Source organism: Streptomyces sp. NPDC041940 (assembly GCF_055589465.1).
Map to the genome: position 1 here is coordinate 163,260 of NZ_JBVJBP010000022.1, position 10,061 is coordinate 173,320.

The 10,061-nt window shown below is 72.2% G+C and carries 9 protein-coding genes; 3 read left to right on the forward strand and 6 right to left on the reverse strand.

Annotation, left to right across the window (positions count from 1 at the left end):
• Positions 1 to 123: 123 nt before the first annotated feature.
• The 4 genes from mshC to ACZ6I3_RS31015 form a co-directional block, all read right to left on the reverse strand.
• Positions 124 to 1,353 carry a cysteine--1-D-myo-inosityl 2-amino-2-deoxy-alpha-D-glucopyranoside ligase gene (mshC, locus tag ACZ6I3_RS31000; RefSeq protein ID WP_469419087.1) on the reverse strand — a complete coding sequence of 410 codons (1,230 nt, stop codon included), beginning with the start codon at positions 1,351 to 1,353 and terminating at the stop codon, positions 124 to 126.
• A 94-nt stretch (positions 1,354 to 1,447) separates the two neighbouring features.
• Complete coding sequence (locus tag ACZ6I3_RS31005; protein ID WP_469419088.1) at positions 1,448 to 2,278, reverse strand: SCO1664 family protein; 831 nt, start codon at positions 2,276 to 2,278, stop codon at positions 1,448 to 1,450.
• Complete coding sequence (locus ACZ6I3_RS31010; RefSeq protein WP_382497871.1) at positions 2,242 to 2,832, reverse strand: DUF3090 domain-containing protein; 591 nt, start codon at positions 2,830 to 2,832, stop codon at positions 2,242 to 2,244. The genes ACZ6I3_RS31005 and ACZ6I3_RS31010 overlap by 37 nt, the downstream gene beginning before the upstream one ends.
• A 78-nt stretch (positions 2,833 to 2,910) precedes the next feature.
• A complete protein-coding gene (locus ACZ6I3_RS31015) occupies positions 2,911 to 3,597 on the reverse strand; it encodes a histidine phosphatase family protein (RefSeq protein ID WP_469419089.1) in 687 nt (228 codons plus the stop codon).
• A 61-nt stretch (positions 3,598 to 3,658) separates the two neighbouring features.
• Here ACZ6I3_RS31015 and corA point away from each other — a divergent pair, with 61 nt between their 5' ends.
• Positions 3,659 to 4,654, forward strand: a complete 996-nt coding sequence (gene corA, locus ACZ6I3_RS31020; RefSeq protein ID WP_469419090.1) for a magnesium/cobalt transporter CorA — start codon at positions 3,659 to 3,661, stop codon at positions 4,652 to 4,654.
• A gap of 11 nt (positions 4,655 to 4,665) precedes the next feature.
• On the opposite strand, the gene ACZ6I3_RS31025 is transcribed toward corA, so the two are convergent.
• Together ACZ6I3_RS31025 and ACZ6I3_RS31030 are read right to left on the reverse strand one after the other, a co-directional pair.
• Positions 4,666 to 5,454, reverse strand: coding sequence for a ferritin-like domain-containing protein (locus ACZ6I3_RS31025; protein WP_469419091.1), 789 nt, complete (start codon positions 5,452 to 5,454; stop codon positions 4,666 to 4,668).
• 210 nt (positions 5,455 to 5,664) lie between these two features.
• Positions 5,665 to 6,720 carry an LLM class F420-dependent oxidoreductase gene (locus tag ACZ6I3_RS31030; RefSeq protein ID WP_469419093.1) on the reverse strand — a complete coding sequence of 352 codons (1,056 nt, stop codon included), beginning with the start codon at positions 6,718 to 6,720 and terminating at the stop codon, positions 5,665 to 5,667.
• A 112-nt stretch (positions 6,721 to 6,832) separates the two neighbouring features.
• On the opposite strand from ACZ6I3_RS31030, the gene ACZ6I3_RS31035 reads away from it, so the two are divergent.
• The gene (locus ACZ6I3_RS31035; protein ID WP_469419094.1) at positions 6,833 to 7,819 is read left to right on the forward strand and encodes an aldo/keto reductase; all 987 of its coding nucleotides are present in this window, start codon (positions 6,833 to 6,835) and stop codon (positions 7,817 to 7,819) included.
• The gene (locus ACZ6I3_RS31040) at positions 7,816 to 9,966 is read left to right on the forward strand and encodes a helix-hairpin-helix domain-containing protein (protein WP_469419096.1); all 2,151 of its coding nucleotides are present in this window, start codon (positions 7,816 to 7,818) and stop codon (positions 9,964 to 9,966) included. Before ACZ6I3_RS31035 ends, ACZ6I3_RS31040 begins: the two co-directional genes overlap by 4 nt.
• Positions 9,967 to 10,061: the final 95 nt, after the last annotated feature.

The window sequence follows — 10,061 nt, forward strand, 5'->3', positions numbered from 1 at the left end:
GGGGTTCGTCGGCCCAACCGAGGTGGGGGAGGGGGGAAGGGGTGTGGTGGGGGGATGGGGGCGGGGGAGCAAAAGGGGGGGGGCGCTCCCCGGCGGGAAACCCCCCCTTCTGTCGGTTCTCGGCTAGAGCGCGACGCCGAGCAGCGCGTCCACCGCGCGGGAGACGACACCGGGCGCGCCGATGTCCGTGCCGCCGGTCTCCTCCTGGCGGGCGGCCCAGCGGTCGACCGCGGCGAGCGCGGCCGGGGCGTCCAGGTCGTTCGCGAGGGCCTCGCGGATCTCCTCCACGAGTGCCTCGGCGGGCGGGCCGTCGGGCCGGGACACGGCGGCGCGCCAGCGGCCGAGCCGGGCGACGGCGTCCTGGAGGACCTGGTCGGTCCACTCCCAGTCGGCGCGGTAGTGGTGGGCGAGCAGCGCGAGCCGGATGGCGGCCGGGTCGACGCCGTCGTGGCGGAGCCTGGAGACGAAGACCAGGTTGCCCTTGGACTTGGACATCTTCTCGCCGTCGAGGGCGACCATGCCGGCGTGCACATACGCCTTGGCCATGGGGAACTCACCGGTGAGGGCCTGGGCGTGCGAGGCGCCCATCTCGTGGTGCGGGAAGGCGAGGTCGGAGCCGCCGCCCTGGATGTCGAAGCCCATGCCGAGGTGGTCGAGGGCGATGGCCACGCACTCGATGTGCCAGCCGGGCCGTCCGCGCCCGAGCGATCCGCCGTCCCAGCTGGGCTCGCCCTCGCGGGCCGCCATCCAGAGCATCGGGTCGAGGGGGTTCTTCTTGCCCGGCCGGTCCGGGTCGCCGCCGCGCTCGGCGGACAGCAGCCGCATCGCCTCGGCGTCGAGGTTCGAGACCTTGCCGAAGTGCGGGTCGGACTCGACGGAGAAGTAGACGTCCCCTTCGAGCTCGTACGCCGCGCCGGCGTCCCGCAGCCGCTCGACCAGCGGGATGATGCCCGGTATCGCCTCGACGGCGCCTATGTACTGCCGCGGCGGCAGCATCCTCAGAGCCGTCATGTCCTCGCGGAAGAGGACCGTCTCCTTCTCGGCGAGCGCGGCCCAGTCGATGCCGTCGCGCTGCGCCCGCTCCAGGAGCGGGTCGTCGACGTCGGTGACGTTCTGGACGTAGTGAACCTGCCGCTTGGTGTCGAGCCACACGCGCTGCACGAGGTCGAACGCGTTGTACGTCGCCGCGTGCCCTATGTGGGTGGCGTCGTACGGGGTGATACCGCAGACGTAGATACGGGCGACGGGACCGGGGTCGAGGGTGACCGAACCGCCGGTCGCGGTGTCGTGGATCCTCAGGTCGCGGCCCTGACCAGGCAGGGCGGGGACCTCGGAAGCGGGCCAGGCATGCATGTCATGAGCGTAACCGGACTGAAGTTCCATATACGAATGGGAGCGGTCCGGACGGCCGAGAAGGCGTTCTTGCGCGATCTCGGCCGCTGTGCTCCTACACGGGTGGCCAGGGAATCGCCGGCCACTCCCCGCTCGGCTCCGGATGCGTCCCCGAGGCGAGCAGCGCGCCGACACGCGCGCGTACGGCGTCGATCTCGGCGGCGGTGATCAGCGGTTCGAGCCGTGCGGTGAGGGCCCCGCCTTCGGCCAGATCCTTTCGGAGTCCCTCGAGGACGTCGGCGGCCTCCCGTGTGAACGGCTCCCCCGCCCAGCCCCACAGCAGGGTCCGCAGCTTGTTCTCGGCGTTGAAGGTCACCCCGTGGTCGATCCCGTACAACCGCCCGTCGCCGGTGGGCAGCAGATGCCCGCCCTTGCGGTCCGCGTTGTTGATCACGGCGTCCAGCACCGCGAGCCGCCGCAGCCGCTCGTCGTCGGCGTGCACGAGCAGCGCGGTACGTCCCTCGCCGACCTCGGCGAACCCGATCGCCTTCCAGCCCGGTTCGGGTTCCTCCCCGTCGACCAGCGCGAGCAGCTCCGCGTCCGGTGCCGCCTCGATCCACAGCTGGCACATGCCCTCGCCGTAGGGGCCGTCGCGCAGCACGGTGGGAGGTACGAGACCCCAGCCGGTCGCCTCGGAGACCTCGTACGCGGCGACCTCGCGCTGGGCGAGCGTCCCGTCGGGGAAGTCCCACAAGGGCCTCTCCCCGGCGACCGGCTTGTAGATACAGGCCGCTTCCCGGCCGTCGTACGACACCGTGCAGTACAGGGCGGCGTTGGAGGCGTCACGGATGCGTCCGCGTACGGTGAGTTCGCCCCGGGCGAGCAGCTCGGCGGGGTCGTCAGGAGGTGTCACGCTCCGCGGCGGTATCCGTTCTGGCGCGGACATACGTGTCCTTCCGGGTCGAGCGGGAGGCTGCACAGCGGGCACGGCGGCCGCCCGGCGTTGACGACGTCGAGGGCACGCTTGGCGAAGGCCCTCGCCTGCGCGCCGGTGAGCCGGACCCGCAGCATCGGCGGCCCGTTCTCCTCGTCCTGGAGCAGCCGCTCCTCGGCCTCGGCGAGGTCCTCCTCGGAGTCGGCGTCGAGTTCGACGAGCGCCTGCGCCTCGACGATCATGAGCTGCTCGTCACCGTCCCAGGCGAGCGCCATGGTGCCGACCCGGAACTCCTCCTCGACGGGGGTGTCCAGCGGGGCGCTGTCGTTGATCTCCGTCGGTGCGACGGCGGGGACGGAGGCGCTGCCGCCGCTACGGCGTACGACCTCGTCGAGCAGTTCGTCCATGCGCTCGGCGAGCGCTGCGACCTGGGTCTTCTCCAGGGCCACGCTGGTCACCCGGGAGCCGGCGGTGGCCTGGAGGAAGAACGAACGGCGCCCGGGCAGTCCGACCGTACCGGCCACGAAACGCTCCGGATGGTCGTAGAGGAACACCTGACGGGACACGTCCTGTCTCCATTGGAATCGTGGGGGCCGTGTGACCACGGCACTGCTGCGACCGCTTCACCCTACTGCGGCCGACGATCACGGTGCGCCCGCACCACCCCCGACTTGGGCGTCGTCGCCCGGCGGTTCCTCGCGCGGCACCAGGGACGTGAAGTCGCCGGTGTCGCCGAGGCGGACGAGAAACGGTCGCAGTCGTGTGTAGCGGATCGCGGTGATGGAACACGGTTCAACGGAAATCCGCTGGAAGAGGTCCAGATGAAGTCCGAGTGCCTCGGCGACGAGCGACTTGATGATGTCGCCGTGCGAGCACATGAGGTAGACGGCGTCGGCGCCGTGGTCGCGCTCCACGCGCGCGTTCCACTCGCGCACGGCCTCGGCGGCACGCGTCTGCATGGCCCGCATCGACTCGCCGCCGGGGAAGGCCGCCGCGGACGGGTGCGCCTGCACCACCTCCATCAGGGGCTCGTCCTTGAGCTCGGCGAGCTTGCGACCGGACCAGTCGCCGTAGTGGCACTCGCCGATGCGCTCGTCGGTGTGCGGGCTCAGTTCCGGCCGGGCCTCCAGCAGGGGCCTGATCGTCTCCTGGCAGCGCTGGAGCGGGCTGGCGACGATCTCGGCGAGGGGCAGTTCGGCGAGCCGTCCGGGCAGGGCGGCGGCCTGCGCGGCGCCGCGTTCGTCGAGGGCGACACCGGGCGTCCAGCCGGCGAGCAGCCCCTCGGTGTTGGCGGTGGAGCGTCCGTGCCTGACGAGGATCAACGTGGGCATGCGATCCAGCGTAGGCGCACGCGCGCGTGCGGTGTCGTTCGAGTGACAGGAGACTCGCTTCGTGATCGTCGACTGTGCCGTCTACCGCGACGGACACCGCACGGAGGGGCCGGAGGACTTCTCCGACGCCCTGGGTGAGGCCCGTGCGGCGGGAGGCTTCGTATGGATCGGGCTGCATGAGCCGACGGAGCGCGAATTCGACCATGTCACCCGGGAGTTCGGCCTGCACCCGCTGGCCGTCGAGGACGCCCTCAAGGCCCATCAGCGGCCCAAGCTGGAGGTGTACGACGACTCGCTCTTCGTGGTCCTCAAGCCGGTGGTGTACGAGCCGCGGAGCGACACCGTCTCCTCCGGCGAGATCATGATCTTCCTGGGCGACTCGTTCGCGGTCACCGTCCGGCACGGCGAGGGCGCCCCGCTCAAGGCCGTGCGCAACCGGCTGGAGCAGGAGCCGGAGCTGCTGGGCAACGGCCCCACCTCCGTGCTGTACGCGATCGCCGACGCCGCCGTCGACCACTATCTGGACGTCGCGATCGAGTTGCAGGCCGACCTGGAGGGGCTGGAGGCGGAGGTGTTCTCGCCGGAAGCCGGCGGTTCACGGAACACCGCCTCCCGGATCTACGACTTCAAGCGCCAGATCCTGGAGTTCCGCCGGGCGACCGGCCCGCTGGCCCTGCCGATGAGCCGGCTGGCGGGCACGGCGCAGTCCGGTGCGGCCGTGCCGTTCGTGGACGACCGGGCCCGGCCCTTCTTCCGGGACGTCAGCGACCACCTCACGCGCGTGAACGAGTCCGTGGAGAACCTGGACCGGCTGGTGTCGGACATCCTCTCGGCGCATCTGGCCCAGATGAGTGTCCGGCAGAACGACGACATGCGGAAGATCTCCGCGTGGGCGGCCATGGCCGCGATCCCCACGATGGTCGCGGGGATCTACGGCATGAACTTCGAGCACATGCCCGAGCTGCGCTGGGAGTGGTCCTACCCGGCCCTCGTCCTGCTGATGGTCGTTCTGGAGGTGCTGGTGTTCCGCCTGTTCAAGCGCCGGGGCTGGTTGTAGAGCGGGCCGCCTCAGGCGAACTCGGGTGCCGCGGACGCCGGTCCGCCGAGCGCGTCACGGCGCTCGGGCATCTCCAGGGACACCATCCGGCGCCAGCCGCCCAGCCGTTCGTACGCGTACACCGCGTGGATGCCCGCCGCCAGCACCGCCGACTTGGCCTTCGACCAGCCCAGGATGCGTCCCATGTTCGCCATGACCGCGAGGCTGACGTCCCGGTAGACCCGGATCTCGGCGAGCGCGCACTCGCGCAGGGTCCGCTGGATGGCCCGGCCGTGGCCCGCGTAGGCGAAGCGCAGCAGTTCCTCGTGGCAGTAGGCGAGGTGGTTGTCCTCGTCGCCCGAGATCTGCTTGACCGCGCGGCCGATGTCCGGGTCGTCCGCGAAGTGCTTGCGGAGCAGGTCCATCTGCTCGGAGGCGCGCTGTTCGGTGACCCTGCTGTGCGAGAGGTACGTGACGATGTCCTGGACCGCGAGCCGCTCGTCGCGCCCCAGCTGCTCGTGCGCGAGGCCGATGCCGTTCTTCTCCAGGAGCATCGTGTAGTCGGTCTCCGGCGGGACCGGGACGGGGTCGAGGCCGCGCTTCTTCAGCAGGGCGTTGAAGATCCGCCCGTGCTTGTCCTCGTCGGCACCGTGGCGGGTGATCTTGGGGGCGAGTTCCCGCTCGCTCTCCGGGACGAGCGCGGCGATCCGGGCGTTCTCCCAGCCGCCCTGGGACTCGCCGCTCGCCGCGATGGAGCAGAACAGGGCGAAGGACTCGTCGTTGGCGAGGATCTCCTGGAACAGACTCTTGGCCGAAAGCATCGTGGGCACCTCTCCCGCGCGCGTGCGCGTGCTGCAGGATTCCGCAGTTCCGCAAAGAACGAGTCAAGTGCGGGGTGCGCGGTGCTGCAACAGGTACGACGGACAACTCCGCCAAATGGAGGACGTAACCCTCGGCCGCTCCTCGCGTTGTTCTGCGTGACGGCCGTGGCGGGGAAGACCCCCGAGCCCCCACCACGGCCGCAGAAATCCCTAGGCGAGCCCGGCGCGCTCCAGGGCCTCCGTGCCGGCGCGCAGGGACGCGATCCGCTCGTCGAGCGTGAAGCCCGCCGGGGCCAGGGTGAGGGTCGTGACTCCGGCCTCCGCGTAGGCCTTCATCCGGTCCGCGATGCGCTCCACGGAACCGAGCAGGGTCGTCTTGTCGATCAGGTCGTGCGGTACGGCGGCCGCGGCGCCCTGCTTGTCGCCGGACAGGTACTTGTCCTGGATCTCGGCGGCTTCCTTCTCGTAGCCCATGCGCTGGGCGAGCTGGTTGTAGAAGTTCTGCTTGCGGCTGCCCATGCCGCCGACGTACAGCGCGGTGTAGGGGCGGAAGGTGTCGGCGAGCGAGGTCACGTCCTTGTCCTCGCCGACGGCCAGGGGCAGGGTCGGGCAGATGTCGAAGCCGTCGAGGGTCTTGCCCGCCTTCTCGCGGCCGGCCCGCAGGTACTGGATCGCCGTGTCCTCCAGGTGGTCGGCGGAGGGGAAGATCAGCAGGGCGCCGTCGGCGATCTCGCCGGTCTGCTCCAGGTTCTTCGGGCCGATCGCGGCGATGTAGAGCGGGATGTGCTCGCGCTGCGGGTGCACGGTCAGCTTGAGGGGCTTGCCCGGACCGCCCGGCAGCGGCAGCGTCCAGTGCTCGCCCTCGTACGACAGGCGCTCGCGCGTCATGGCCTTGCGGATGATCTCGACGTACTCACGCGTGCGTGCCAGCGGCTTGTCGAACTTGACGCCGTACCAGCCCTCGGAGACCTGCGGGCCGGAGACGCCGAGGCCGAGCCGGAAGCGGCCGCCGGAGAGCGAGTCGAGGGTGGCGGCCGTCATGGCGGTCATCGCGGGCTGGCGGGCCGGGATCTGGAAGATGGCGGAGCCGACGTCGATCCGTTCGGTCTGGGCGGCGACCCAGGTCAGTACGGTGGCGGCGTCGGATCCATAGGCTTCGGCGGCCCAGCAGACGGCGTATCCGAGCCGGTCGGCCTCCTGGGCGACGGCCAGATTGTCGGCGTCCATGCCGGCACCCCAGTAGCCGAGGTTGATACCGAGCTGCATCCCGATTCCCCTTACCCATCAGTAACGTGCCTTGTCCGCAGACCATAGCGCGCGGAAATCCGTCGTCCACAGCCCCCCACACCGTAGGTTCTGGCCAGTAATCTCGGCGTTCATGGAGCAGAGGCATCTCGGCCGCACCGGCCTTCGTGTGTCGCGGATCGGGCTCGGCACCCTGACCTGGGGGCGGGACACCGCCGAGCACGACGCCGCGGACCTGATGAAGACGTTCTGGGAAGCGGGCGGGACCCTCGTCGACACCGCGGACGTGTACGGCGACGGAGAGGCCGAGTACCTGCTCGGCAGGCTCATAGACGGCTTGGTGCCCCGCCGGGACCTGGTCATCTCGACCAAGGCCGGCAGTGTGCCGGACCCCGACCGCCGCTTCGACGGCTCCCGCGGCCATCTGCTCTCCGCGCTGGACGCCTCGCTCTCCCGCCTCGGAACCGACTACGTCGACCTGTGGCACGTGCACGCCTTCGATCCGGACACCCCGCTGGAGGAGACCCTCCAGGCCCTGGACCTCGCGGTCGCCAGCGGCCGTGCCCGCTACGCCGCCGTATCCAACTTCTGCGGCTGGCAGCTGGCCAAGGCCGGCACCTGGCAGCTCGCCTCCCCCGGCACCCGGACCCGGCTGGCGGGTACGCAGCTGGAGTACTCGCTGCTCCAGCGCGGCGTCGAGCGCGAGGTGCTGCCGGCCGCGCTGGACCTGGGCATCGGGCTGCTGCCGTCCTCCCCGCTGGGACGTGGGGTGCTGACGGGCAAGTACCGGGGCGACACGACTCCGCAGGACTCGCGCGGCGCCTCGGAGCACCTCGCCCCGTTCGTCGCGCCGTACCTCGACGACACGGCGAGCCGCATCGTGGACGCCGTGACGACCGCCGCCGACGGCCTCGCGGTGACGCCGCTCCAGGTGGCCCTGGCGTGGGTCCGTGACCGGCCGGGGGTGGCCGCTCCCGTCGTCGGCGCGCGCAACGCGCAGCAGCTCACGGCCGCGTTGTCAGTGGAGGCCCTTAGTCTTCCTGAGGAGATCTGCCGGGCGCTCGACGATGTGTCGGCGCCCGTGCACCGCTATCCCGATCACGACTGGAGCACGCTGTGAGCACGGAGCCGGAGACCACGGAGGACGACGAGCCGGGGACGCCGACCGGTGGTGCGGAGACCGAGGAGGTCCAGGGGGACGCGGCCGAGGCCGGCCAGGTGTCCGAGGCCGAGGCCGAGCTGCGGGCCCAGCAGGCCGAGCGGGAGCGCATCGAGCAGCGGAAGGCCGAGAAGAAGGCGCCGATCGAGAGCGGCACCAAGCTGAGCGGCAAGGCCGCCGATCTGCTCGCCGCCGTACGGGCCGTGGAGGGCGGCGAGCAGCCGGCGGCCACGGTGTTCGAGGAGCCCGCACCCGCCCCCCGGCGCTCCGCCCCGGAGCCGGAACGGCGACCGCGGCCGGTGCCGGCCGAGACCGTCGCCGCGTCGTCGGCTCCCGCGCCGGAGGCGGTCCAGGCCGTGCTGCGGGTGCTCGCCGAGGGCGGTGCCCCGGAGACGCTCGCGCCGCAGGTGGCCGAGGCGCTCGGCGAGGGTGCGGACGAGCGGCTGCGGGCGGACCCCTGGCAGTTGCTGCGGGTCGCCGGTGTGCGGCCCGAGCAGGCCGACGGGTTCGCGCGGGCGCTGCTCGGCGCCGAGTGCGGCCCGGACGACGAGCGGCGGGGCCGTGCCGTCACCGTCTGGATCCTGGAGCAGGCCGCGCTGGCCGGGCACACCGCCCTGGAGATGCCGGCGCTTCTCGCCGCCCTGGCGCAGCGGGGCGTACCGGAGCCCGACAGCGCCGTGCAGGACACGATCGCTGAGGGCGACGCGCTGGTCTTCCAGGACGCCCTGGAGGAGACCGGTGCGCCGGCCCGGGCGAAGCAGGACGACTCGGAGGACCACTCCGAGGAGGACGAGGAGCGCCCGGTCCGTGTCCTGGTCGGGCTCGAGCGGTACGCGCTCGCCGAGGAGAGCCTGGCCGACGGTCTGGCCCGGCTGGTCAACTCGGCGCCCAAGCAGGACGGTTCGGCCGAGGAGTGGGAGCGGGTCGCCGCCGCGGCCCAGGGGTCGGCGGGTGAGCTGCTGCGCGCGGTCGCCGGTCACGGCCTGGTTCTGCACACCGGCGGGGAGGCGTCCCTGGCCGAACCGGCCGCGCTGCTGAGCGCCGCGCACTCCCTCGGGCTGCGCGCGTGGGCCGCCGCCCATGGCCCGATCGGCCGGAACCGTTTCGCGGCTCTGCTGCGCTCCGGTCCGGAGGGCACAGCGGACGAGGGTCCCTCCCCCGTCACCACCGTCTCCGGGCTGCTCGCCGGGCTGGAAGGGCCCGGCCGGGATGCCGACGGGGCCCTGGATCTCGATCTGCTCATCGTGCTCGACGCGCCGCAGCTGGATGTCGAGACGGCGGCGCTGCTGACGGAGTCGCTCCCCGACGGGGCGCGGCTGGTGCTGGCCGGGGACCCGGCGGTGCTGTGGTCCGTGGGGCCGGGCCGGGTGTTCGCGGATCTGCTCGCGGCGCGGATCTGCCCGCAGATCGCCTCGCGGCGGCCGGATCCCGGGCCGCTGGGCGAGCTGGTCTCGGGGATCGGCATCGGCGAGCTGAACGCGGTCGAGGCCCCCGGCAAGGAGGTCGTGATCGTGCCGGTGCGGGACGCGGGCGAGGCGGTGCACCGGGCGGTTCAGCTCGTCGTCGACTCGGTGCCGCGGGCGATCGGCGTACCGGCCGAGGAGACCCAGGTGATCACACCGGGACACGGCGGCGCCGTCGGCACCCGCGCGCTCAACACGGCGTTGAAGGAGCGGCTCAATCCTGGCCCGGGCCGCTTCGGCGGCTTCGACCCCGGTGACCGGATCGTCCACTCCCCCGTGCCGGGCCGTGCGCTGCCGGGCCGGGTGGTGAAGGCGGACGCCGAGGGACTCCACCTGTCGTGCGAGGGCGAGGCCGTCGTCGTACCCAAGGAGCGGGTGGAGCACTCCGTACGGCACGGCTGGGCGCTGACCGCGCACCAGGCGGTGGGAAGCCGGTGGCCCGCGGCGGTCGTGGTGCTGCCCGGCGATGCCGCGCAGGCGCTCAGCAGGCCTTGGGTGTACACGGCGTTCGGGCGGGCCGAGCGCCATCTGTCCGTGGTGCACGGCGTGGAACAGGCGCTGCCCAGGGCCGTGGCCGAGGTGACGGCGAAGCCCCGGACGACCCGGCTTCCGGTGCTGCTCGCTCCGCAGGTCGACGAGAGCTGACAACGGCGGTGGGGGGGGGGGGGGGGGGGGGGGGAGGGGGGGGGGGGGGGGGGGGGGGGGGGGGGGGGGGGGGGGGGGGGGAGGTGGTGCGCCTT